We start from the raw sequence: 26,015 nt of genomic DNA on the forward strand, positions 1-26,015 counted from the left end.
CTGATGGAGCCAACTCGATGCTTCTGAAAACCCTTAGCCACGCCCTGGTCCTGCTCGCTACCCTGGCGATGACCAGCCTGGTGGCGAACGCCGACACCGGCCGCGTCGATGACACCCAGTCGATCACGAGCAAAACCCTTGGGCAGGCCGTCAAATACACGATCTACCTGCCGCCCGACTACGGCCACTCAGCCCGTTCGTACCCGGTGCTGTATATGATGCACGGCGGTGACGATGGGCGTTACAACGACTGGTTCGTGCAGGACAACCTCGGCGCCGTGCTCGACCGCCTGATCAACGAAGGGGCGATCCCGGCGATGATCGTCATCACCCCCGATGGCTTGCGTAACCCCGAGAACAAATACGCCACGTATTTCATGAACGATGCGGACGGCAAATTCCAGTGGGAGACGATGTTCATCCAGGAATTTATCCCGGCCATGCAGAAGCAGTACCGCATCCTCGATGACAAGCGCTTCCGTGCTATCGGCGGGTTGTCCATGGGCGGGTTTGCCTCGTTGATGTATGCCTTCAAGTACCCCGACCTGTTCAGTGCGGTCGCGGTGATGAGCGCTGCGGTACGCACCGACGAGCAGATCACCCAGATGGATGCGGCCGGTTACGAGCGCCGCTATGGGCATGCCTGGGGCGAGGGGTTGGTTGGCGAACAAAGGCTCAATGCGCAATACCGCCACAAAAACGTGCTGGACCTGGTCAAGAGCACGCCGGTGGCCGACATCAAGAAAACCAAGTACTACCTTGACGAGGGCACCAACGACCCGTTCTTCCTTGGCAATGTGTTGCTGCACCTGGAGTTCAACAAACTTGGCGTGGCGCACCAGTTCCTGGCCCGGCCCGGTGCGCACAATTACGATTTCTGGGCGCCGGGTTCCGAGCCTTTATTGAGGTTTGTCGGGTTGAACTTCCAGGAACGTAGCGTGCAGTGATCAGCCGGGGCTGATCATGCTTTCCGGCCGCACCCGTTGGTCATACTCTGCGGCGCTGATCAGCCCCAACTGCACCGCCGCCTCCTTGGGTGACAAGCCTTCATCCGCCGCCTTGCGGGTGATTTGCGCCACGCGGTCGTAACCCAACAGCGGGTTCAGTACCGTCGCCATCAACAACGAATGCTCCACATTGCGCGCCAACTGTGGGCGGTTCAGCTCCAGGCCGCTCAGCAGCTTGTGGGTGAACAGGCTGACGCAGTCGCTGAGGACCTCGATCGAGTGCAGCAGGTTGTGGATCAGCACCGGCTTGGCCACGTTCAATTCGAAGGTACTGGAAGCGCCCGCCAGGGTAATGGTGGTGTGATTACCCATCACCTGCATCGCCGCCTGCACCAGCACTTCGGCGATGGTCGGGTTGCGTTTTCCGGGCATGATCGAGGAGGTCAGGCCATCGTCCGGCACGATCAATTCACCCAGGCCGCAACGCGGACCCGAACCGAGCAGGCGGATGTCATTGGCAATCTTGGTCAAGGAAACAGCCAGTACATTCAGCGCCCCGGAGGCTTCGACCAGGGCATCGTGGGTGCCCATGCCTTCGAATTTGCAGGGGTTGGTTTCGAAGGGTTCGCCGGTGAGTCGGCTGATTTCTTCGCAAAACGCCAGGTCAAAACCGACCGGTGTGTTCAACCCGGTGCCCACCGCCGTGCCGCCCTGGGGCAGCAGGCGCAGGCGCGGCAGGCAGGCTTCGATTCGCGCGATGCCATGCTGGATCTGCTGGGCAAACGCACCAAAGGCCTGGCCCTGGCTCATCGGCACCGCATCCATCAGGTGGGTGCGGCCGATTTTCAGCACGTCCTGCCAGGCCTGTGCCTTGGCGTTGAGTCCATCGCGCAGATGGCCCAAAGCAGGCAGTAGGCGACCGCGCAGTTCCAGCACCGTGGTCAAATGCATCACCGTGGGGAAACTGTCGTTGGACGATTGCGAGCGGTTCACATGGTCATTGGGATGTACCGGCGACTTGCTGCCCAGTTCACCGCCAAGCGCGAGGTTGGCGTGGTTGGCGATGACTTCGTTGGCGTTCATGTTGGTCTGGGTGCCGGAACCGGTCTGCCAGACCGACAGCGGGAAGTGCAGGTCAAGGTCGCCGTTGGCCAAGGCCTGCGCCGCCAGTTCGATCGCGTGTGCCAGGCTCGGGGCCAGCGCGCCGAGCCGTGCATTGGCGCGGGCACACGCGCGTTTCTGTTGGCCAAAGGCGCGGATCAGGCTGGCGGTGAACGGCTGTTTGCTGCCGAACACCTCCAGTGCTCGTTGGGTCTGTGCGCCCCAGTAACGGTCGGCCGGGATCGACACCGGGCCGAACGCGTCATGTTCGATTCGCAGAGCAGTCATCACCAGGCTCCGTTAAAGCGCCGCGCCGGCAGCACGGCCGAGCACGCGTTGATATTCATCCTGGGCGGTCTGCTGGGAGAACTCGCCAGACCACTTGGACACCACCACCGTCGCCACGCTGTTGCCGATGGTGTTGCAGGTGGCAATCGCCATGGACATGAAACGGTACACGCCAAACAGCAGCGCCAGCCCTTCTGCCGGCAGCACGCCGATAGCAGTGACGGTTGCGGCAAACACCACGAAGCTGCCACCCGACACCGCCGCCGCGCCCTTGGAGGTCACCAGCATGATCGCGATGATGCCCAGCTGTTGCTCCCAGCTCAGCGGCACGCCGTAGGCGTTGGCGATAAACAGCACGCACAGCGACATGTAGATCGATGTGCCGTCGAGGTTGAACGCGTAGCCGGTGGGCAACACCAGGCCGACGCTCTGCTTGGAGCAGCCGAATTTTTCGAGCTTTTGCAGCAGACGCGGCAGGGCGCTTTCCGACGATGCGGTGCCGAGCACGATGAAGATTTCATCCTTGATGTAGGTGAGGAAGCGCCACAGGCTGAAGCCGCTCAACCGGCACACCGCGCCCAGCACCACAAAGATAAAGAACGCAATGCCGACGTAGAACATCAACACCAGGTTGGCCAGGGACATCAGCACCGCGGTGCCATTGCTGCCCACGGCATACGCCACCGAACCGAAGGCCCCCAGGGGCGCGAACTTCATGATCAGGTTGATGAACTCGAAGAAGCATTCGGAGATGCGGTTCAGGCCGTCTTCGATCACTTCACGGCGCTCGGGCTTCAAGGCCAGCAGGGCGAAACCGAACAACACCGAGATCACCAGCACCTGTAACAGTTGGCCACCGGCGAAGGCACCGACGAAATTGTCCGGGAAGATGCCGTAGATGAAGTCCATGGTCGACGCGGGCGCATGGCCCTTGGCAACCGCAGCACTGGCGGCGGCAGCGGCGGCACTGCTCGGGTGCGCGTCGTGCATGCCGGAGCCGATCTGCAACAGGTTGCCCCACAGCAGACCGATGGCCAGGGCGATGGTGGACACCACCTCAAAGTAGATCAACGCACGCAGGCCGACCTTGCCGACGCGTTTGATATCACCGGCCGAAGCGATGCCGTGGACCACGGTGAAAAACACCAGCGGCGCGACAGCGGTCTTGATCAGCTTGAGGAAGATATCGCCGAGGATCTTGAAACTGGCGGCCAGTTCCGGGGCGAGAAAGCCGAAGGCGATCCCGAGGAACATGGCGGCGACGACCTGGAAAGTCAGGTCCTTGTAGAGCGGTTTTTTTGCGGGGGTGGATGACATGTCTGTGATCTCATTGTTGTTATTGGCTGTGTTTAAACGATGTGTCAGGAGCCTGGCTTTTGTGGTGAGCGAGCTTGCCTCGCGCGGGGCAAGCCCGCTCACTACAAAAACCCGATGTGCCCTAAAGATCAGCGTTTGACTGAGCCTGGGCGCGCCAGCGCGATATCGACCATCTGTGGCGCCAGCCCCAGGTAGTTGGCCGGGTCGGTCAGGCGTTGCAGTTCGGCCAGGTCCAGTTGCGCGGTGGCTTCGCCCTGGGCGAGGAGAGCGTCGAGCAGGCTGGTGCCCTGGTCATTGGCCATGCGGCACGCGGCGTAGACCACATCGTGGGCGACCTGGCGGCCGAGGGCCGGGGCGAGGCCCATCATCACGGCTTCGGCGACGATCAGGCCCTGGGTCATGTCGAGGTTCTTGCGCATGCGTTCGGGGCGCACTTCCAGGCCGGCGAGCATGAAGGTCGCCTGGCCGAGGGACGCGGCGCTGAGGGCGAAGGCTTCGGGGATGGCGATCCACTCCGCCTGCCACGGGCCGGTGGAGCGTTCGAAGTCCTGGATCATCGCATCGAGCATCAGCCCGGCGTGTTGGCGCACGCCCTTGGCGGCGGCGTACATCAGCTCGCAGGAAATCGGGTTGCGCTTCTGCGGCATGGTGCTGCTGGCGCCACGGCCTTTTACGAAAGGTTCGTACACTTCGCCCAGTTCGCTGGTCATCATCATCATGATGTCGAGGGCGATCTTACCCAGGGAGCCGGTGACCAGACCGAGGAAGTTCAAGGTTTCGGCCAGGCCATCGCGGGCCACGTGCCAGGTGGCTTGCGGCACGCCCAGGCCCAGTTCGGCCATCAAGGCTTCCTGTACTTCCAGGCCCTTGTCGCCGAGGGAGGCGAGGGTGCCGGCGGCCCCGGCGAACTGGCCGATTTCGACGCGTGGACGCAGCTCCACCAGGCGCTCGGCGTGGCGATCGAACATGCTCAACCACACCGCGCACTTGTAGCCGAAGGTGATCGGCAGCGCGTGTTGCAAGTGGGTGCGGCCCGCCATCGGTGTGTCGCGATAGCGCTCGGCCAGGCCGGCGAGCAAGCCGCGTACGGCCTGGATATCCCGCTCGACGATGGCCAGCGCAGCGCGGACCTGCAGGACCACGGCGGTGTCCATGATGTCTTGGGTGGTGGCGCCCCAGTGCACATAGCGGCCGGCTTCACCGCAGATCTTCGACAGTTGCTCCACCAACGGCAGGATCGGGTAACCCACGATCTCGGTCTCGTGTTGCATCAGCGCCAGGTCCAGGGCCTCGTATTTCGATAGCGTGGCGATCTGCTCGGCGGCCTCGTTTGGGATCACGCCGCAACGGGCTTCGGCGCGGGCCAGGGCGACTTCCACTTCGATGTAGCGTTCGATCAGGGCTTTATCGGAAAACACACCGCGCATTTCGGCGGTGCCGAACATGTCACGGAACAGGGCGGAATCAAAAACGGTGCTCGACATGGGAAAATCCTAATTGTTATTTTTAAACCATACATATTTAATATGTCCGTACATTATGATTACGCCTGTGCTGATACACTGTCAACTCGACAACGAGGGTAAAAATGGAAAGCGTGAGCCAGAGGCGTTATGCGGCGGTTGCCAAGGACTTGATCGATCAGATTGGCAGCGGCCATTACCCGGTAGGGTCGTTGTTGCCGACCGAGTTCGAACTCTGCTCGCTGTACGCGGTGAGCCGGCACACCGTGCGCGCGGCCATCGATCAGTTGCAGGGGCAGGGCATGGTCTCGCGGCGCAAGCGCGTGGGCACGCGGGTCGAAGCCGCCTCACCCCAGGGCGGGTATTCCCAGGCGATGGCGTCGGTGGCCGACCTGGTGCAGGTGGCCGAAACTCATATCCGCGATATCCAGGACGTTCGCGAGTTCGTCGCTGATATCGCGTTGGCACGGCGCCTGGGGCTGGAACCGGGCGGGCATTACTTCTGCGTGTCGAGCATCAAGGTCGATGCCAGCGCCGGCAACGCACCGTTGTGCTGGACCGATGTGTACGCCGAGCAGACCTATGCCGAGGTAATTCCCGAAGCGCGCAAGCACCCGGATGAACTGATCGCCGCGTTGATCGGCAAGGCGTTCTCGCGGCATATCGATGTGGTGGACCAACAGGTGCGGCCGGTGCAGCTGTCAGCTGAGTTGGCCGCCAGCCTCAAGGCGCAGGGCGGCGCGTTGGGGCTCAATATCATCCGCCAGTATCGCGACGAGGCTGGCGGGGTGATCGCGGTGTCGGAAACGGTCTACCCCGCAGACCGTTTTACCCTGACCATGCAGATGAAGCGCGACAAACGTTAGGCCACGTTGAAAAACGCCACCTTGGTACTCAAGCGATCTGCCAGCTCCGCCAGTTCGTGATTGGAATGCTCCACCTGCTCCGAGCCCGCCGCCGATTGCACGGTGGAGCTATGGATGCGTGTGACATTCTGCGCAACTTCTTCCGCCGCCGCGCTTTGCTGCACCGAAGCACTGGCGATCTGCGCGTTCATCGCATTGATCGCACCCACTTCCTGGCTGATCTTGCCCAGGGCCACCTGTGAATCGCGGGTCTGCGCCACGGTGACCTGGGCCAGGCTGCGGCTGCGTTGCATGATATCGGCGGCGTCCTGGGTGCCGCTTTGCAGCTTGCCGATCATGTCGCGGATCTCCTGGGTCGATTCCTGGGTGCGTGTCGCCAGCGAGCGCACTTCATCGGCCACCACCGCAAAACCACGGCCATGTTCACCGGCCCGCGCCGCTTCGATGGCCGCGTTGAGTGCCAGCAGGTTGGTTTGGGCGGCGATGGCGTTGATCACTTCGATCACGGTTTCGATGCTTTCACTGTCGCTGGACACTTGGTTGACCCGGCTGGTGGCCTGGTCGAGGATGGTCGCGAGTTCTTCGATAGCCACGCTTACTTCGCCGACCAGGCGGTGGCCACTGTCGACTTCTGCGTCTGCCAAAATAGTCGCCTTGGACGCAGCGGACGCGTAGCCCGAGACCTCGCTGACCGAGGCCGCCATTTGCGTAATTGCAGCCGCTACGTGCTGGGCTTCGCTGGTTTGCAGGGTGATCTGCTGACGGTTGTCGCTGGCTACGGACAACAGGGTGACCGAAGCGTGACGCAGGGCTTGGGCTGCCGAGCGTACTTCGGTGATGGTGTCGCCCAGGCGCGCCAGGGCGTTTTTCAAAATACCCATCACGCTGTCGGGGTAGCGGGTTTCGATAGGCTGGTTCAAGTCGCCATTGGCCAGGCGACGGATCGCCTCGGCGACTTCTTCCGGCTCGGCGCCAAGGGTGGCCTTGACCTTGCGGATGATCAACAGGGAAACCAGCACGCTCAAGAGGATCGCGACGGCGCTGGCCAGCAGCATCAGCACGGCAAAGTTACTGGCGGCGGCTTGCACCGTGTCCAGGCGTTGCTTGATCTGGGCTTCTTCGAAGTCGATCAGGGCATTCACGCGTTTGAGCCATTCGGTGTAGTGAGCCGACGACTGGGCCAGCAGCAAGTCCTGGGCGCCGGCGATGTCATTGCCGCGACGCAGGCTGATCACCCGTTCGGTGGAGGCCAGGGCCTGGGTCTCGATGGCCTTGATATCAGCCAAAAGACGGGACTCTTCGGCGCTGGCGGCGGCGTTGGCGAACAGGCGATCCATCATCACCGCAGAGTCCTGGTAATCGCGCTTGAGCTGGTCGATCTCGGCCAGGTGGCGGTTGATCGACGGTTCATCCTTGACCAATACGGCATCGCGGATGGCGATGGCGCGGTTGTGCACGCTGCCACGGAAATTGATCGCATAGCGCTGCACCACGGCGGCTTTTTCGGCCACGTCCTTGAGGGTGCTGTCGATAAAACCCACGCGCTGGATACCGACGGCGGTGATCAGCACCAGCAACGACAGGGTGGACGCAAAGCCCAGTCCGATACGCATCGCCAACGAGACAGGTTTTTTCATGGAAAGCTCGATATTCAGGGAGTTGAGAGGTGATGGCTAATAGCTATCTTCGCGGGGGAATCTATCGACCCGCCTGTCACGCGTCCAATCAGAAATTGCTGACCCTGCCATCGAGCGAATTGATGGAATAAAACCTGGATATCCCGAATGCCTGCGCGACGCTTGCCGGGTGGTGGAACCCGAAAGCACAGGAAGATGGGATCCACTTACGGTATAACCCTCGGACGCTTTAGTGATCCGAGGCCCCGTTTTTCATGCAAAGCCCTCTGCAACGCCCGCTGTGGCAGATCTACCTGATCTTTCTGGCACCGATGGTGCTGTCCAACTTCCTGCAAAGTTTTTCCGGCACCCTCAACGGCATCTATGTCGGGCAAATGCTCGGCACCCAAGCATTGGCGGCGGTGTCGGGCATGTTCCCCATTGTGTTTTTCTTCATTGCCTTGGTGATCGGCCTGGGGGCGGGCGCCTCAGTGTTGATCGGCCAAGCCTGGGGGGCGCAGGAAACGGGGATGGTCAAGGTGATTACCGGAGCAACCTTGACGCTGGGCGCGCTGGTGGGTGTGATCGCAGCGGTGCTGGGCAGTCTGTTTGCGCGCCCGGCCTTGCAGGCGTTAGGCACGCCGGTTGATGTGCTGGACGATGCGGTCGGCTATGCGCAGAAGATGATGTTGATCATGCCGTTATTGCTGGTGTTCATCCTCTACACCCAGTTGCTGCGTGGCGTCAGCGACACGATCTCGCCGTTGCTGGCGTTGATGGTGTCGACCCTGGTCGGCCTGTTGCTGACCCCGGCCCTGATTGGCGGCTGGATCGGGCTGCCGCCCATGGGCATCCAGAGCGCGGTGTATGCCGGGCTGGTGGGTAACGCCCTGGCCATGCTGTTTTTGATCTTGCGCCTGCGCCACAAGAATCATGTGATGGCGCCCGATCGTGAGTTGCTTGCGGCCTTGCGCCTGGACCGCGTGATTCTCGGAAAAGTCCTGCGCATCGGCTTGCCCACCGGCCTCCAGATGGTAGTGCTGTCGCTGTCGGAATTGGTCATCCTTGCCCTGGTCAACGGCCACGGCTCCCAGGCCACGGCGGCGTATGGCGCGGTGACACAGATCGTCAACTACGTGCAGTTCCCGGCCTTGTCGATTGCCATCACCGCTTCGATCCTGGGTGCCCAGGCGATTGGTGCCGGGCGGTTGGAGCGTATCGGGCCGATTCTGCGCACGGGGTTATTGATCAACCTGTGTCTCACCGGTGGCCTGATTGTATTGGGTTATGTGTTGTCCCACTGGTTGCTCGGGCTGTTCATTACCGACGATGCGGCACGGGTCAACGCTGAGCACCTGCTGCATATCATGCTGTGGAGCATCCTGGTGTTTGGCTTCCAGGCGGTGGTGGGCGGGATCATGCGGGCCAGCGGTGTGGTGCTGATGCCGGTGGTGATTTCGATTTTCTGCGTGCTGTGCGTGGAGCTGCCGATGGCTTACCTGTTCAACGCGCATTTTGGCCTGGAAGGCGTGTGGATGGCGTTCCCGGTGACCTACCTGGCCATGCTGGCCTTGCAGACCGCGTATTACCGGTTGGTGTGGCGACACAAGCAGATCAAGCGGTTGGTGTGAGGCTCAGGCCGCGCAGCAGCAGTTCAAGACCTAACAGGCCCTGTTCGAGTCGCTCGTCCGGGTGTTCATCCCGGGCGATCCACAGGGCAGTGCTGACCAGGCTGCCGTTGATCAGTTGCGCCAGCGCAAGGCTCGGGACGTGGGGGACGGCTCCAGCCTGCATCAACGCCTCAATCAGTTGGCGCAATGACTCCACGCAGTGTTGCTGGGAGCCCGTGTCACCCAGCACGGCCGGCGCATCCTGCAATACGATGCGTTGGATTTCGTCATCCTGTGCCATGCGCAAGTAGGCACGGCAACGTTCGCAAAAGCCGCTCCAGAGGTCTGAAGCTTCATCTGAGATGCGCTGTAAACGCGCGTCCATCTCGCTGTCGAGTTGGGCAACCACGGCGGCCAGCAGACCTTTCTTGTCCCCAAAGTGATGGTACAGCGCCCCTCGGGTCAGGCCGGCACGGGCGGTGAAGTCGTCCATCGATGTATTCGCGTAACCTTGTGTAGCAAAAGCCTGGCGCGCGCTGGCAATCAGCCGGGCGCGGGTGTCTTCGATCATTTCGGCACGGGCTCGGCTCATGGTAGGGCTCACAATCGACAAGGGAAAGATTGACATACGCCGCGTATGTTAAGCATGATTTATCACATACGCACCGTATGTATTTTGCCTCGATTCTTGCGGATAGCAAGTTTCGGGGCATTCATGAAGAGGTCGAGCAGGATGGCAAACCCTTACGCCGAGTTGTTCCAGGTCCCTGGCGCCCGGGCTTTTGTGCTGGCGGGCATGCTGGCGCGCATGCCGGTATCGATGACGGGGATCGGTTTGATCACCATGCTCTCGCAGGTGCATGGCGGCTATGGCCTGGCGGGCTCGGTCGCAGCGGTCTTTGCCTTGGCCACGGCGTTTTGTGCGCCGCAGGTGTCGCGGCTGGTGGACCAATACAGTCAGGGCCGAGTGCTGCCGATTGCCGCATTGATGGGTGGCGGGGCGTTGTTGATGTTGCTGCTGTGTACGCGTCTGCAAGCACCGAACTGGCTGCTGTTCCTGTTCGCCGCGTTGGCCGGATGCATGCCCAACATGTCGGCCATGGTGCGGGCGCGCTGGACCGAGGTGTACCGGGGCCAGCCCAAGCTGCAAACCGCGTTTGCCCTGGAGTCGGTGCTGGACGAGGTGTGCTTTATCATCGGCCCGCCGATTTCGGTCGGGTTGAGCGTCGTGCTGTTTCCGGAGGCGGGGCCTTTGGTCGCCGCGTTGTTGCTGGCGGTGGGTGTCACCACCTTTGTATTGCAGCGTGAGACCGAACCGCCCGTGCATGCACATCAGGGCAACCACGGTCGCTGGCTGATTGCGTCACCCTCGGTGCTGATCCTGATGATCCTGCTGCTGGCCATGGGCGTGATTGTCGGCGTGGTGGATGTGGTCAGCGTCGCCTTTGCCCAGCATCAAGGCCGGCCGGCGGCGGCGAGCATCGTGTTGTCGGTGTACGCCATTGGCTCGTGCCTGGCAGGGCTGGCGTTCGGCACCCTGAAACTCCAGGCGTCGCTGCCCCGGCAGTTCCTGTTCTGCGGCATGGCGACGGCGTTGACCACCTTGCCATTACTGCTGGTGACTAACATTCCGGGGCTCGCGGTGGCGATCTTTATCTCCGGGTTGTTCTTCGCCCCTACGTTGATCGTGTCCATGGCCCTGGTGGAGCAGATCGTACCCGCCAGCCGCTTGACCGAAGGCATGACCTGGCTGATCACCGGCCTCAGCATTGGCGTGGCCATTGGCGCTGCCAGTTCCGGGTGGATGATCGACCACTTTGGCGCCACCAGCGGGTTCTACGTGGCGTTGGCGGCGGGCGCGGTGGTGCTGGGGGCGGCAGTGTTGGGTTATCGGCGGTTGGGCTAATCAGCTAACCGCAGGGCATGCATCATTGTCATGATGCTGTAAAAACTCGTTCAAGGCCTGGCGCGTCAGGTCATTGAGGGTCACCTTTTTACGGGTTGCCGCCAGGGCTGCCGCCAAGTGCAGGTCATGGCCGACCCGAACATTGAAGGAACCTTTACAGGGCTTCTCCGGGGTATGCCCTAGGGTCTGGCAAGTGACGAGGTAGTCATCCACCGCCTCACGAAATGCAGCGTCCAGCTCAGCGACGGTTTTACCTTCGTAGCTCACCAACGCCTTGATGAACAGAATCTTGCCGAACAGGCAGTTGTCTTCGACGCTGGCTTCGATGGAGCCGATGTAGCCCTTGTGTTTCAGTTGGTTGTTCACTGAATCAGTTCTCCTGATTTCAATTGTTCGATGATCTGGCGCCGAATGTAGTGTTTCAGTTCGTTGCCAGGGTGAGGCTTGTGCAAGGTGATCATTGCACTGGGGTCGCCGATGTCGAACTTGACCCGGCTTCCAGCCCCTTCAATCTGTGTGTAGCCCAGTCGACGCAGCAGCGTTACGAGCTCAGGCCAGGTAAATGCCATGTGCTCATTGAGCAGTTTGGCGAGCAGCTTTTCATTTTTGGACACGGCGTTCCCTGCGTGTAACTAAATGTAGTTGCAAAAAGTGGTGTTCGTCAATGCTAGCTCGGGTTTGGATGTCTTTGCTGAGATTGATGTAACCCTTGATGACACCTCGCTCCACGCCTTCCACTCCCCGCTAATTTTTCCCTGTCCGGTTCGTTTTATAGGGACGACGTGCCTTTGTGCTTCCCGCCTATTGCTCCGGACTCCAAGAAATGAATGCTGAAGACTCCTTGAAACTTGCTCGCCGGTTTATCGGGTTGCCCCTGGAAAAGCGCCAATTGTTCCTGCAGGCCTTGCAGAAAGAAGGGGTGGATTTTTCCCGGTTTCCGATTCCGGCAGGGGTGGAGGCGGAGGATCGCCAGGCGCTGTCCTACGCGCAGCAGCGCATGTGGTTTCTCTGGCAATTGGACCCGGCCAGTGGCGCCTACAACCTGCCGGGCGCTGTACGCCTCAAAGGCACGTTGAACCTGGGTGCGTTGGAACAGGCGTTTTCTAGCCTGGTCGCGCGGCACGAAACCCTGCGCACGGTGTTCCAGCAACAGGCCGATGAGCGCCTGTTGCAAGTGGCGACAGCAACGCCGTTGGCCGTCGATCAACTCGACCTGAGTCACCTGGCTCCCGCTGAGCGCGAACAAGCCGTCAACGACGCCGCGATCCGTCAATCGCTGCTGCCGTTCGATCTGGAGAACGGCCCACCGTTGCGCGTGCAATTGCTCACGCTCGACACGCAGGAGCACGTGTTGCTGCTGACCTTGCACCACATCGTCTCCGACGGTTGGTCGATGAATGTGCTGATTGAGGAGTTCATCCGCTGCTACGACGCCCATGAACGCAATGAAGCACCGCAACTGCCGGCCTTGCCGATCCAGTACAGCGACTACGCCCTGTGGCAACGTCGCTGGTTGGAAGCCGGTGAGCAGGCCCGCCAATTGGAGTACTGGCAGGCGCGCCTGGGCGATGAACACCCGGTACTGGAACTGCCCACGGACCGCCCACGCCCTGCCATGCCGAGCTACCAGGGCACACGCCATAACTTCGCGATTGAACCCGCGCTGGCTGTACAACTGCGCAGCGTTGCGCAAAAACACAACGTTACCCTGTTCATGCTGTTGCTCGGCGCGTTCAACGTGTTGCTGCATCGCTATACAGGGCAAGGCGATATCCGTGTCGGCGTGCCAATCGCCAACCGCAACCGTACTGAAGTCGAAGGGCTGATCGGCTTTTTCGTCAACACCCAAGTGCTGCGCACCGAGCTGAGCGGGCAAACCCTTATCACTGAGCTGCTGCAAAGCATCAAGGAGCATGCACTGGGCGCCCAGGCCCATCAGGAATTGCCGTTCGAGCGCCTGGTGGAGGCCCTCAAGGTCGAGCGCAGCCTCAGCCATACGCCGTTGTTTCAGGTCATGTACAACCACCAGCCGGTGGTCGCTGATATTGCGAGCGTCAGCACGGCCTCTGGCCTGGAGCTGGCGCTGGTGGAGTGGCAAAGCCGCACCACTCAGTTCGACCTGACCCTCGACACCTATGAAAAATCCGGCACCCTGCACGCCGCGTTGACCTACGCCAATGACCTGTTCGACGCGGCGTCCGTCGCGCGCATGGCCGGGCATTGGATCCGCTTGCTGCAAGCCATGGTGGCTGACGGTGAGCAGCGCATCGGTGAGTTGCCGATGCTGGATGCGGATGAGCAGCAAGTGCTGGTCCTCAACTGGAACCAGACCGCCGAGGCTTATCCGACCGAGCGCGGCATCCATCACCTGATTGAAGACCAAGTGCAGCTCGCGCCCGACGCGCTCGCGCTGGTGTTCGGTGCCACAACGCTGACCTATGCGCAGTTGGATGCTCGCGCCAACCAGTTGGCCCATGCCTTGCGCGAGAAGGGCGTAGGCCCGGACGTGCTGGTCGGCATCTGCGTGGAGCGCTCGATTGAAATGGTGGTCGGTCTGCTGGCCATTCTCAAGGCGGGTGGCGCCTACGTCCCGTTGGATCCTGAATATCCTCAGGAACGCCTGGCCTACATGATCGAAGACAGTGGCATTCAGTTGTTGCTCAGTCAGCACAGCCTGTTGCCAAACCTGCCTGTCGAGGGCATTCAGGTGATTGCCCTGGACCAGCCCGCCAACTGGCTCGATGGCTACAGCACCGACTCGGCAAACGTCACCCTTCACGCGCTGAACCTGGCCTACGTGATCTACACCTCCGGCTCCACCGGCAAGCCCAAGGGCGCCGGCAACAGCCATCGCGCGCTGGTCAACCGCCTGTGCTGGATGCAGCAGGCCTATGGCCTGGACGCCAGCGATGCGGTCCTGCAGAAAACCCCGTTCAGCTTTGACGTCTCGGTGTGGGAGTTCTTCTGGCCGCTGATGACCGGCGCACGCCTGGTGGTCGCGGCGCCTGGCGAGCATCGCGAACCGGCACGCCTGATCGAGACGATTGGGCAGCACCGCATTACCACGTTGCACTTCGTGCCCTCGATGCTCCAGGCGTTTATCCATGAGCCGGGCGTGCAGGCTTGCACCCGCCTCAAGCGCATCGTATGCAGCGGCGAAGCCTTGCCGCTGGATGCGCAATTGCAGGTGTTCGCCAAGTTGCCCCAGGCCGGTCTGTTCAACCTCTACGGGCCGACCGAAGCAGCCATCGACGTCACCCATTGGACCTGCGTCGACGAAGGCGCCGACAGCGTGCCCATCGGCCGCCCCATCGCTAACCTCGGCACCTACGTGCTCGATGCCCAGCTCAACCCGGTTCCCGCTGGCGTCAGCGGCGAGCTGTACCTGGGCGGCACTGGCCTGGCTCGTAGTTATCATCGACGTCCGGCACTTACTGCCGAACGTTTTGTGCCCAGTCCTTTCGGTGACGGCACGCGTCTGTACCGCACGGGTGACCGCGTGCGTCAGCGCGCCAATGGCGTCATCGAATACCTCGGCCGCCTCGACCATCAGGTCAAGCTGCGTGGCCTGCGCATCGAGCTGGGTGAAATCGAGACGCGCCTGATGCAGCACCCCTCGGTGCGCGAGGCGGTGGTACTTGTGCAGGGCGGCAAGCAGTTGGTGGCCTACCTGGTGCTGGAAGACCAGGCGCCGGTCGATCTCAAGGCCTGGCTGCTGAGCAGCCTGCCGGAGTACATGGTACCCACCCATATAATGTACTTGGCCAAGCTGCCGGTGACCGCCAACGGCAAGCTCGACCGCAAGGCCTTGCCGGTGCCGGATGCTGCGCCACAACAGGCTTATGTCGCACCGGAAAATGACCTGCAAAAAGCCCTGGCTGCCATCTGGAGCGATGTGCTGGGTGTGGAGCAGATCGGCCTGGAAGACAACTTTTTCGAGCTGGGCGGCGATTCGATCATCTCCATCCAGGTGGTCAGCCGTGCGCGCCAGGCGGGGATTCGCCTCAACCCGCGGGACCTGTTCCAGTACCAGAACATCCGCAGCCTGGCGCGTGTGGCGACTTTCGAGCAGGCGACGATCATCGACCAGGGGCCGGTCACCGGCGAGGTGATCCTTACGCCTGTGCAGCACAGCTTTTTTGAGCAGGCGATTCCAGCGCGTCAGCATTGGAACCAGTCGCTGCTGCTGACGCCACGGGAAACCCTGGAACCTGCACGGCTTGAAGCGGCTTTGACCCAACTGATCAACCACCACGACGCCCTGCGCCTGCGGTTTGTGCAACAGGCTGACGGGTGGCGGCAAACCCATGCCGAGCCCGTGACAACGGCTGAGGTGTGGCAAACCCAAGTCGCTGACGACGCTGAGTTGGCCGCACTCTGCGACGAAGCCCAGCGCAGTCTTGACTTTGAGCAGGGCCCGTTGTTGCGTGCTGCCCTGGTGGCGATGGCCGACGGCGCCCAGCGCTTGCTGTTGGTGGTGCATCACCTGGCGGTAGACGGCGTATCGTGGCGCATCCTGCTCGAAGACCTGCAACAGGCTTACCGCAATGCCGCGTTGCCGGCCAAGACCAGTGCCTATCAACTGTGGGCGCAGCAATTGCAGGCCCATGCGTTGACGCTGGGCGAGCAACTGCCGTACTGGCAGGCCCAGACTGTTAGCGCCGATCTGCCGTGCGATAACCCCCAGGGCGGCCTGCAAAACCGCTTGGGCAGCAAAGTCGAAATTCGCCTGAGTACCGAACGTACCCGTCAACTGCTGCAAGACGCGCCAGCGGCCTACCGCACCCAGGTCAACGACCTGCTGCTGACCGCACTCGCACGGGTCATCAGCCGCTGGAGCGAACAGCCCGCCGCGCTGATCCAACTGGAAGGCCATGGCCGCGAAGACCTGTTCGACACGGTTGACCTGAGCCGCACTGTCGGCTGGTTCACCAGCCTGTTCCCGGTACGCCTGCAAGCCGATGGCGAGCTGTCGGGTGCAATCAAATCGGTGAAAGAGCAACTGCGCGCCATACCGCACAAGGGCATCGGCTACGGCCTGCTGCGCTATCTCGGGACGCCTGACGCCCGTGAAGCCCTGTCGAACCTGGCTACACCGCGCATCACCTTCAACTACCTGGGCCAGTTCGACCGCCAGTTCAACGAGTCGGCGCTGTTCGTTCCGGCTGCCCAAGGCAGTGGGCAGGCCCAGGATCCCGAGGCGCCGCTGGCTAACTGGCTGACGGTGGAAGGGCAGGTGTATGGCGGTGAACTGGCCCTGCAGTGGGGTTTCAGCCGTGAGATGTTCGATGTCGCGACGGTCCAGCGCCTGGCGGATGACTACGTGGCCGAACTCAAGGCCTTGATCGAGCATTGCTGCGACACGCCGGCAGGGCAAGTCACCCCTTCCGATTTTCCGTTGGCACGCCTGACCCAGCCGCAGTTGGACGCCTTGCCCATCGCCGGGCCGGCGATTGCCGATGTCTACCCGCTGTCGCCGATGCAGCAGGGTATGTTGTTCCATACGCTGTACGAGCCCGAGGCCGAGGCTTACATCAACCAGTTGCGCCTGGACATCGACGGGTTGGACTTGCTGGCATTCGGTCGGGCCTGGCAGGCCGCGCTGGACCGCCATGACATCCTGCGCAGCAGCTTCCACTGGCTCGGTCTGGAAAGCGCCCACCAGGTGATCCAGCGCCAGGTGGATGTGCAGTTGCAAGTCATCGAAGACATCGACGCCGACTTTGATGCGCTCGCCGCTGCCGAGCGCGGCAAAGGCTTTGTGCTGAATGCGGCGCCGCTGTTTCGCCTGATGCTGGTGCGCGGTGCCGGCACCGCCTGGCATCTGATTTTCACCAGCCACCACATCCTCATGGACGGCTGGAGTAACGCCCAGTTGCTCGGCGAAGTCATCGCTCACTACGCCGGGCAACACGTGCCGACGCCGCTGGGGCAGTTCCGTGATTACCTGGGGTGGTTGCAGCAGCAAGCCTCAGGTGAAGCGTTCTGGAAAACCAGCCTGGCACCGTTGCAAACGCCGACCTTGCTGGCCCAGGCGCTGCGTGTGCCGACCGACGGCAAGGGAATGGCCGATCATCAGGTGCTGCTGAAGGGCGATTTCACGCAGGCCCTCGGTGAGTTTGCCCGCCGCCAGAAAGTCACCCTCAATACTGTGCTGCAAGGCGCCTGGAGCCTGTTGTTGCAACGCTATACCGGGCAAGACTGCGTGGCCTTTGGTGCCACTGTCGCAGGCCGCTCGGCGCCATTGCCGGGGATCGAACAACAACTGGGCCTGTTCATCAACACACTGCCCATCATCAGCACAGCCTCGCCCGCGCAGTCGGTTGCCGGCTGGCTGAGCGAACTGCAAGCGCTCAACCTGAGCCTGCGCGACCACGAACATGTGCCGCTGTATGACATCCAGGGCTGGGCGGGGCAGCAGGGTAGTGCGCTGTTCGACACCTTGCTGGTGTTTGAAAACTTCCCGGTGGCTGAAGCCTTGAAACAAGGCGCTCCCGCCGGCCTGGCGTTCGGCCGCCTGCACAACCATGAACAGACCCACTATCCGCTGACCCTGGGGATTGAGTTAGGCACCAGCCTGCGCCTGGAGTTTGGCTATGACCAAGCGCGTTTCAGCGCACAGCAGGTCGCTCGACTGAGTGGCAACCTGCAACATTTGCTGGTTCAGATGCTCGCCGATGCCCAGGCACCGCTTGGCAATCTGCGTCTGCTCGACACCGTTGCCCAGCGCGACGTGCTCGCCCTCAGCCAGTCGGCAGGTGCCGCACAAAATGACCTGCGCGTGCACGAACGTATCGCCGCCCAGGCCGCTGCCACGCCGGAGGCGCTGGCGGTACAAGCAGGCGATGCACGCTTGAGCTATGCACAGCTCAATGCTCACGCCAACCGTCTGGCCCATCGCCTGTTGGCGCTGGGCGTTGGGCCTGGCCAACGCGTCGGCCTGGCGGCTCGACGCGGTCCGCAATTGATTGTCAGCTTGCTCGCCGTGCTCAAAAGCGGCGCCGCCTATGTGCCGCTCGACCCGAGCTACCCGGTGGATCGCCTGACCTACATGCTGTCGGACAGCCGCCTCGATCTGCTGCTCAGCGAAATCGGGTTGCTTGCCGACCTGCCGCTGCCTCAAGGGCTGGAGCGTGTGGACTTCACCGCCTCCGGCACAGAGTTGGCAGACTACCCGTCGACCAATCCACTCAATCACACAAGCGCCGCTGACCTTGCGTATGTGATCTACACCTCCGGCTCCACTGGCCAGCCCAAGGGTGTGGCCATCGATCATGCCGCCCTCGGTCAATTCTGCGACAGCGCCGAGGCCTACAGCCGCTTGAGTGCTGCGGACCGCGTGCTGCAATTCGCGACCTTCAGCTTCGACGGTTTCGTCGAGCAATGCTACCCACCCCTGTGTGTCGGCGCTGCGTTGATCATGCGCGGCGATGAGCTGTGGGACGCCGGGCAATTGGCCCGGGAAATCGTCGAGCAAGGCGTGACCCTGGCGGATTTGCCGGCCGCTTACTGGTACTTGCTCGCCAAGGAATGTGCTGTCGACCCACGCCGCCTGGGCAACCTGCGCCAAGTGCATGTGGGCGGCGAGGCGATGTCGGTGGAAGGGCTGCGCGCCTGGCACGCCGCTGGCCTGGGCAATGTGCGCCTGGTCAATACCTACGGGCCTACCGAGGCAACGGTGGTGTCCAGCGTGCACGACTGCCAGTTGGCGGATGCCAGCGACGCGTTTGGCGTGCCGATTGGCCGGGCGATCCAGGGGCGCTCCTTGTATGTGCTGGACAGCGGTTTCGACCTGTTGGCAACAGAGGGTGTTGGCGAATTGTGCATCGGCGCCGAACACGGCCTGGCCCAGCGCTATTTCGACCGTCCGGCGCTGACCGCTGAACGCTTCTTGCCGGACCCGTTTTCTGCCGTGCCGGGTTCGCGTCTCTATCGCAGCGGCGACCTGGCCCGTTACAACGCGGCGGGTGCGCTTGAGTATGTCGGGCGCATCGATCATCAAGTGAAGATCCGTGGTTTCCGCGTGGAAATGGGCGAGATCGAAGCCAGCCTGCAAGCCGTGCCGCAGTTGCGCGAAGCCGCCGTCATCGCGCAGTCGAGTGCGACGGGCACGCAATTGGTGGCGTACGTGGTGCCCGTCAATGGGCAGTCCCTGGACTTGCCCGCATTGGCCGCCACCTTGCGCCAGTCCCTGCCGGACTACATGGTGCCGGGGCATTGGGTCATCCTCGATGCGTTGCCGTTGAACAGCAACGGTAAGCTCGACCGTCGTGCGCTGCCGGCCCCCGACCTGAATCAAGCGCGCCAGGCCTATGCGGCCCCGCACAATGCCCTGCAAATGCAACTGGCCGCCATCTGGCAAGCCGTGTTGCAGGTGGAGCAGGTGGGCCTCAATGACCACTTCTTCGAGCGTGGCGGCCATTCGCTGCTGGCCACCCAAGTGGTCTCGCGGGTACGCCATGACCTCAAGCTGGAAGTGCCTTTGCGCACGCTGTTCGAACAGCCGACGCTGGAAGCCTTCGCAGCCGCTTGCGCAGGGTTGCAGGCCACCACGGCACTGCCGCTTGTGGCAGTGACACGTGACCAGCCGCTGGCGCTGTCGTTTGCCCAGGAACGCCAATGGTTCCTCTGGCAACTCGACCCGGCCAGCGCTGCCTATCATGTGCCGAGTGCGCTGCACCTGCGCGGCAAGCTGGATGTCGCGGCGTTGGAGCAGGCGCTCCAGGCCCTGGTGAACCGTCATGAACCGTTGCGCACCACCTTTGTGGAAGAGGGCGAGCACACCTGGCAAGTCATTCATCCAAGCCTGGCTATGCCGATCGAACAGCAGCGCGTGGAGGCCTCGGCCATCGAGCACGCCGTGGCGCAGGAAATCCAGCGCCCGTTCGACCTGGTGACTGGCCCGCTGATGCGCGTCAAATTGCTGGAGGTCGAGCCTGAGCACCATGTGCTGGTAATCACCCAGCACCACATCATCTCCGACGGTTGGTCTATGCAAGTGATGGTCGACGAGCTGGTGGCGCTCTATCAGGGCCACACCCCGTTGGCTGCGCTGCCGATCCAATATGCCGACTATGCCCTGTGGCAACGCGAGTGGATGGCGGCCGGTGAAAAACAGCGCCAGCTCGATTACTGGTGCACACGCCTGGGCACCGAGCATCCGGTGCTGGAGTTGCCCCTGGACCATCCGCGCCCTGCGGTGCAAAGCCATCGCGGCGCGCGCCGGCAAGTCCATCTGGACAGTGGGTTGGTGGCTGAACTCAAGGCCCTGGCCCAGCGTCAGGACGTGACCCTGTTCGTGGTGCTGCTGGCGTCGTTCCAGACCTTGCTGCATCGCTACAGCGGCCAGTCGCAGATTCGCGTGGGCGTGCCGATCGCCAACCGCAATCGCCTGGAAACCGAGCGTCTGGTCGGCTTTTTCGTCAACACCCAAGTGTTACAGGCGGACGTGCACGGGCAGATGGCATTTGAGCAATTGCTCGCCCAGGTCAAGCAGCACGCCCTGCAAGCTCAGTCTCACCAGGACCTGCCGTTTGAACAGCTGGTGGAAGCCCTGCAACCGGAGCGCAGTCTCAGCCACAACCCGCTGTTCCAAGTGATGTTCAACCACCAGGACAACCTGCGCGCCACGTCGGTGCGGTTGCCTGGCCTGGACTTGCAGCCGGTCGACTGGACCGGGCACAGCACACAGTTCGACCTGAACCTGGAGACTGAAGAGTCCGCTGACGGTCTGTGGGCGTCCCTGACCTATGCCACCGACCTGTTCGACGCCGCGAGCGTCGAGCGCTTGGCCGAGCACTGGCAAAACCTGCTGCGCGCCGTGGTGCGCGATGCATCGCAAGCGGTGGACGAACTGGCGATGCTCAACGCGTCGCACTGGCAACAGATGGTCGAGAGCTGGAACGACACGGCTGTCGACTATCCCCGCGAGCGCTGCGTCCAGCAACTGTTCGAGGCTCAAGCCCTGGCACAACCGGACGCGCTGGCACTGCAATTCAATGGCCAAGCCCTCAGCTACGGCGAACTCAACCGCCGCGCCAATCGCCTGGCCCATCGCCTGATCGCGGCCGGTGTGGGGCCGGACGTGCTGGTGGCGGTGCATGTCGAGCGCTCCCTGGAGATGGTGGTCGGCTTGCTGGCGACCCTCAAGGCCGGTGGCGCGTATGTACCGCTCGACCCGCAGTTCCCGGCGGACCGTTTGGCTTACATGCTTGAAGACAGCCGCGCTCGCGTGTTGCTGACCCAGCCACCTCTTGAGGGTCGTCTGGTACAGCCGCAGGGGCTACAGGTGCTGATGGTCGAGGATGCCGACGCTGCCGAGCACAACCCGCACGTCAATGTCACACCGGAACACCTGGCCTACGTGATCTACACCTCCGGTTCCACGGGCAAGCCCAAGGGGGTGATGGTGCGCCACCAGGCGTTGTGCAGCTTTACCTGTGGGATGGCCGACACGCTGGGCATCGTTGCTGAAGCGCGGATGTTGTCGCTGACGACATTCTCGTTCGATATCTTCGCCCTGGAGCTCTTTGTGCCGCTGGCGGTGGGCGCCACCGTGTTGTTGAGTGACCAGGCACTGGCCCTCGACCCGGAAGCGATCATTGACCTGGTGCACAGCCAGTCCGCCAACGTACTGCAAGCCACACCATCGACCTGGCGCATGCTGCTGGAGAGCCCGCGTGCGCCACTGCTGCACGGCATCAAGAGCCTGTGCGGCGGCGAAGCGTTGCCGACGGACCTGGCCCAGCGTCTGCTCGACCTGCGGGGGACTTTGTGGAACCTGTATGGACCGACGGAAACCACCATTTGGTCGGCCGCCCATCGCCTGCACGTGGCGCAGCCTTTGGTCGGGCGGCCTATCGCCAATACCGCATTGTTCATCCTCAACGCCGGGTTGACACCCTGCCCGGTAGGCGCGGCTGGTGAGCTGCTGATCGGCGGCGTTGGCCTGGCGCGGGGTTACCACGAGCGCCCTGCACTGACGGCCGAGCGCTTTGTGCCCAACCCGTATGGCGAGCCCGGTGAGCGTCTGTATCGCACCGGCGACCTGGCCCGCTACCGCGTCGACGGTGTGGTGGAGTACATCGGCCGGGTCGACCATCAGGTCAAGGTGCGTGGGTTCCGCATTGAACTCGGCGAAATCGAAGCCTGCCTGCGCGAGCATGCCGGCGTGCGCGAGGCCGTGGTCCTGGCCGACAACGACCGCCTGATCGCTTATCTGGTCAGCACTGCGCCTGATGCGCCAGAGGTCTACAAGGCCGCCCTGCGCGAACGCCTGCCGGACTACATGGTGCCGGCGCACCTGATGTTCCTCGACAGCCTGCCGCTGACCCCCAACGGGAAGCTGGACCGCAAAGCATTGCCGGCCGTGGACGCATCGCTGCTGAGCAAGGGCCATGTCGCGCCAGTGACGCCACGTGAGCAACAGGTCGCGGCCATTTGGGCCGAAGTGCTGGACCTGCCGCAGGTCGGTCTCGACGACCACTTCTTCGAACTCGGCGGGCATTCACTGCTGGCCACGCGCATCGTGTCGCGGGTTCGCCAGGCTCTGGCGTTGGAAGTGGCGCTCAAGACCCTGTTTGAACACCCGTTGCTGGGCGACTTTGTGCGGGCGCTGGGTGAGGAGGGCGTGACGGCGCCAGCGTTGCTTAAGGTCGATCGCAGCCAACCGTTGCCGCTGTCCTATGCCCAGGAACGCCAATGGTTCCTCTGGCAGTTGGACCCGCACAGCACGGCGTATCACATCCCCAGCGCATTACGTTTGAAAGGCCCGTTGGGCTTGTCCGCACTGCAACGCAGTTTCGACACCTTGCTGGCACGCCATGAAAGCCTTCGCACCCATTTGCGCCAGGACGCCGCTGGCACGGTGCAGGTGATTGAAGACTCGGGCCTGATTGAAATCGACTTGGCCGAAGCAGATGAAGCCAGCCTAAGGGCACGCGTCGCTGGCGTCGTTGCGCAACCGTTCGAGCTGCTGCGCGGGCCGCTCCTGCGTGCCAAGCTGCTGCGCCTGAGTGAAGACGAACATGTGCTGGTACTGGTGCAGCACCACATCGTGTCCGATGGCTGGTCGATGCAATTGATGGTCGAGGAGCTGGTGCAGCTCTATGCCGCCTTCAGCCAGGGGCAGATGCCCGATTTGCCGACCTTGCCGATTCAATATGCCGACTACGCCCTGTGGCAGCGCAACTGGATGGAGGCCGGTGAAAAGGCCCGCCAATTGGCCTACTGGCAGGCCCAGTTGGGCGGCGTGCAGCCGGTACTGGAGTTGCCTTTCGATTACCTGCGCCCAGCGGTTCAAAGTCACCGTGGCGCGCGTCTGGGTATTGAACTGCAGCCGCAGCTCCTGGCCGGTCTGCGTCGCTTGGCGCAGAGCGTCGGCGTGACGTTGCCGATGGTGCTGTTGGCGTCCTACCAGGCGTTGCTGCACCGCTACAGCGGCCAGGAAGACGTGCGTGTCGGCGTGCCGATTGCCAACCGCAATCGCCTGGAAACCGAAGGGCTGATCGGCTTTTTCGTTAATACCCAGGTGCTCAAGGCCGATATCCACGGGCAGATGAGCGTGGTGCAACTGCTGCAACAGGCCCGCCAGCGTTCACTTGAGGCCCAGGCCCATCAGGACTTGCCGTTCGAGCAACTGGTCGAAGCCTTGCAACCTGAGCGCAGCATGAGCCTCAGCCCGCTGTTCCAAGTGTTGTTCAACCATCGCGTGACCTCGGCCGACCATCATTTGCAGCGCCTTGCCGAGCTGGACGTCGAGGTGCTGAGCTGGGATGAAGACGTGGCGCAGTTCGACCTGGCACTGGACGTGGAAGAAAGCCAGGCGACGCTGCGTGCCTCGCTGAGTTACGCCACCGACCTGTTCGCCCCGGCGACTATCGAGCGCATGGCTGGCCACTGGCAGAACCTGTTGCAGGCGATGGTTGCCGATCAACAGCAACCCATCAGCCAATTGAAACTGATGGGCCCGGATGAGCAACAGCACATCCTGCAACTGTGGAACCAGACCGACGCCGGCTTCTCGGCCGAGCGTCTGGTGCACGAGCGGGTGGCTGATCGTGCCCGTGAAACCCCGCAGGCCGTGGCGGTGAAGTTCGATGCACAGACACTCACCTACGGCGAGCTGGACCGCCAGGCCAATCGCCTGGCCCACGCGTTGATCGCCCGTGGTGTCGGCCCGGAAGTGCGCGTGGCGATTGCCATGCCGCGCAGTGCTGAAATCATGGTGGCGTTCCTGGCGGTGATGAAAGCCGGTGGCGTGTATGTGCCGCTGGACATCGAATACCCACGTGACCGCCTGCTCTACATGATGCAAGACAGCCGTGCGCAATTGTTGCTGACCCATAGCCGCGCGTTGCAGCAATTGCCGATTCCCGAGGGCTTGGACACTCTGACGATTGATCGCAGCGAAGACTGGGCTGATTACCGCGACACCGCACCGGACGTGAAACTGGACGGCGACAACCTCGCCTACGTGATCTACACCTCCGGCTCCACCGGCCTGCCCAAGGGTGTGGCGGTGTCCCACGGCCCGTTGGTGGCGCACATCATCGCGACCGGCGAGCGTTATGAAACATCCCCGGTCGATTGCGAACTGCACTTCATGTCGTTCGCCTTCGACGGCTCCCACGAAGGCTGGATGCACCCGTTGATCAACGGCGCCAGCGTGTTGATCCGTGACGACAGCCTGTGGCTGCCGGAATACACCTACCAGCAAATGCATCGCCATAACGTGACCATGGCGGTGTTCCCGCCGGTGTACCTGCAACAGCTGGCCGAACATGCCGAGCGTGACGGCAACCCACCGAAGGTCCGTGTGTACTGCTTTGGCGGTGACGCGGTCGCCCAGGCCAGTTATGACCTGGCGTGGCGCGCGCTCAAACCGACCTACCTGTTCAACGGCTACGGCCCGACTGAAACCGTGGTCACGCCGTTGCTGTGGAAAGCCCGCCGGGGCGATCCGTGCGGCGCGGTTTATGCCCCAATCGGCACCCTGTTGGGCAACCGCAGCGGCTACGTGCTCGACTCGCAGCTCAACCTGCAACCGATCGGCGTGGCCGGCGAGTTGTACCTGGGCGGCGAGGGCGTGGCCCGAGGTTATCTGGAGCGTCCGGCACTGACGGCTGAGCGCTTTGTACCGGACCCGTTCGGCAAGCCCGGTAGCCGCGTGTATCGCAGCGGCGACTTGACCCGTGGCCGCCCGGATGGGGTGGTGGATTACCTCGGTCGCGTCGACCATCAGGTGAAGATCCGTGGTTTCCGTATCGAATTGGGCGAGATCGAGGCGCGCTTGCGTGAGCAGGACAACGTTGGCGAAACCGTGGTGGTCACCCAGGATGGCCCGACCGGCAAGCAACTGGTGGCCTACGTGGTGCCGGCCGATGCCAACCTGGCCGACCAGGCGGAGTTCCGCGACAGCCTGCGCCGCGCCCTGAAAACCCGCCTGCCGGACTACATGGTGCCAGCGCACTTCATGTTCCTGGCGCAGATGCCGCTGACGCCCAACGGCAAACTCGACCGCAAAGGCTTGCCGCAACCGGACGCAAGCCTGCTGCAACAAGCCTATGTGGCCCCGGAAACTGAGCTTGAGCAGCAGATCGCCGCGATCTGGGCCGAGGTGCTGCGCCTGCCGCAAGTGGGCCTGAACGATAACTTCTTTGAAGTGGGCGGCCATTCCCTGCTGGCGATCCAGATTACCTCACGGGTCCAGGCCGAGCTGGGCCTGGAAGTGCCGCTGCTGGAAGTGTTCCAGACCGAAACGCTGCGCGCCTATGTACAGGCCGCCGCCACCTTCCGTGCCGGCAGCGCGGAAGATTTTGATGATCTTCGTGACTTTTTGAGCGAACTAGAGGCGATTTGAACCATGCTTTCCAACCCTAACATCGATCTGGTTTCGCGCTT

The 26,015-nt window shown here is 62.5% G+C and carries 12 protein-coding genes and 1 pseudogene; 5 read left to right on the plus strand and 8 right to left on the minus strand.

The window, feature by feature from the left end:
- Window positions 1–17: 17 nt before the first annotated feature.
- Window positions 18–947: an esterase family protein gene (locus HX812_RS22825; protein WP_038846648.1), complete on the plus strand. Its 930-nt coding sequence runs from the start codon at window positions 18–20 to the stop codon at window positions 945–947.
- On the opposite strand, the gene HX812_RS22830 is transcribed toward HX812_RS22825, so the two are convergent.
- The 3 genes from HX812_RS22830 to HX812_RS22840 all read right to left on the minus strand — a co-directional run bounded on the left by HX812_RS22830 (window position 948) and on the right by HX812_RS22840 (window position 5,137).
- Window positions 948–2,336 (minus strand): lyase family protein, encoded by a 1,389-nt coding sequence (locus tag HX812_RS22830; RefSeq protein ID WP_038846646.1) that lies wholly within the window; start codon window positions 2,334–2,336, stop codon window positions 948–950.
- Window positions 2,337–2,348: 12 nt separating this feature from the next.
- Entirely contained in the window at window positions 2,349–3,653 is a 1,305-nt protein-coding gene (locus tag HX812_RS22835; RefSeq protein WP_033897419.1) for a cation:dicarboxylate symporter family transporter, read from the minus strand.
- Between the two features lie 128 nt (window positions 3,654–3,781).
- On the minus strand, window positions 3,782–5,137 hold the full coding sequence (locus HX812_RS22840) for an adenylosuccinate lyase family protein (protein WP_038846645.1): 1,356 nt from the start codon (window positions 5,135–5,137) through the stop codon (window positions 3,782–3,784).
- Window positions 5,138–5,250: 113 nt separating this feature from the next.
- Between HX812_RS22840 and HX812_RS22845 the strand changes: the two genes are divergently transcribed.
- Window positions 5,251–5,982 (plus strand): GntR family transcriptional regulator, encoded by a 732-nt coding sequence (locus HX812_RS22845; protein ID WP_177076877.1) that lies wholly within the window; start codon window positions 5,251–5,253, stop codon window positions 5,980–5,982.
- Here the strand turns inward: HX812_RS22845 and HX812_RS32445 are convergent.
- Window positions 5,979–7,037, minus strand: a complete 1,059-nt coding sequence (locus HX812_RS32445) for a methyl-accepting chemotaxis protein (protein ID WP_372849483.1) — start codon at window positions 7,035–7,037, stop codon at window positions 5,979–5,981. The genes HX812_RS22845 and HX812_RS32445 overlap by 4 nt on opposite strands.
- Window positions 7,038–7,103: 66 nt before the next feature.
- Window positions 7,104–7,619 (minus strand): annotated as a pseudogene (locus HX812_RS32450) (MCP four helix bundle domain-containing protein); the annotation flags it as partial.
- Window positions 7,620–7,873: 254 nt separating this feature from the next.
- On the opposite strand from HX812_RS32450, the gene HX812_RS22855 reads away from it, so the two are divergent.
- Window positions 7,874–9,229, plus strand: coding sequence for an MATE family efflux transporter (locus HX812_RS22855; protein ID WP_038846643.1), 1,356 nt, complete (start codon window positions 7,874–7,876; stop codon window positions 9,227–9,229).
- Here the strand turns inward: HX812_RS22855 and HX812_RS22860 are convergent.
- Complete coding sequence (locus HX812_RS22860; protein ID WP_033897425.1) at window positions 9,213–9,800, minus strand: TetR/AcrR family transcriptional regulator; 588 nt, start codon at window positions 9,798–9,800, stop codon at window positions 9,213–9,215. The genes HX812_RS22855 and HX812_RS22860 overlap by 17 nt on opposite strands.
- 141 nt (window positions 9,801–9,941) lie before the next feature.
- Here HX812_RS22860 and HX812_RS22865 point away from each other — a divergent pair, with 141 nt between their 5' ends.
- Window positions 9,942–11,114 (plus strand): MFS transporter, encoded by a 1,173-nt coding sequence (locus HX812_RS22865; RefSeq protein ID WP_038846640.1) that lies wholly within the window; start codon window positions 9,942–9,944, stop codon window positions 11,112–11,114.
- On the opposite strand, the gene HX812_RS22870 is transcribed toward HX812_RS22865, so the two are convergent.
- A complete protein-coding gene (locus HX812_RS22870; protein ID WP_038846637.1) occupies window positions 11,115–11,480 on the minus strand; it encodes a type II toxin-antitoxin system HicB family antitoxin in 366 nt (121 codons plus the stop codon).
- On the minus strand, window positions 11,477–11,728 hold the full coding sequence (locus tag HX812_RS22875; protein ID WP_038846635.1) for a type II toxin-antitoxin system HicA family toxin: 252 nt from the start codon (window positions 11,726–11,728) through the stop codon (window positions 11,477–11,479). The genes HX812_RS22870 and HX812_RS22875 overlap by 4 nt, the downstream gene beginning before the upstream one ends.
- A 209-nt stretch (window positions 11,729–11,937) precedes the next feature.
- On the opposite strand from HX812_RS22875, the gene HX812_RS22880 reads away from it, so the two are divergent.
- A complete protein-coding gene (locus HX812_RS22880; RefSeq protein ID WP_038846634.1) occupies window positions 11,938–25,974 on the plus strand; it encodes a non-ribosomal peptide synthase/polyketide synthase in 14,037 nt (4,678 codons plus the stop codon).
- The last annotated feature ends 41 nt before the right edge of the window (window positions 25,975–26,015 follow it).

Source organism: Pseudomonas sp. IPO3749 (assembly GCF_013386605.1).
Lineage (GTDB): Bacteria > Pseudomonadota > Gammaproteobacteria > Pseudomonadales > Pseudomonadaceae > Aquipseudomonas > Aquipseudomonas azotoformans_A.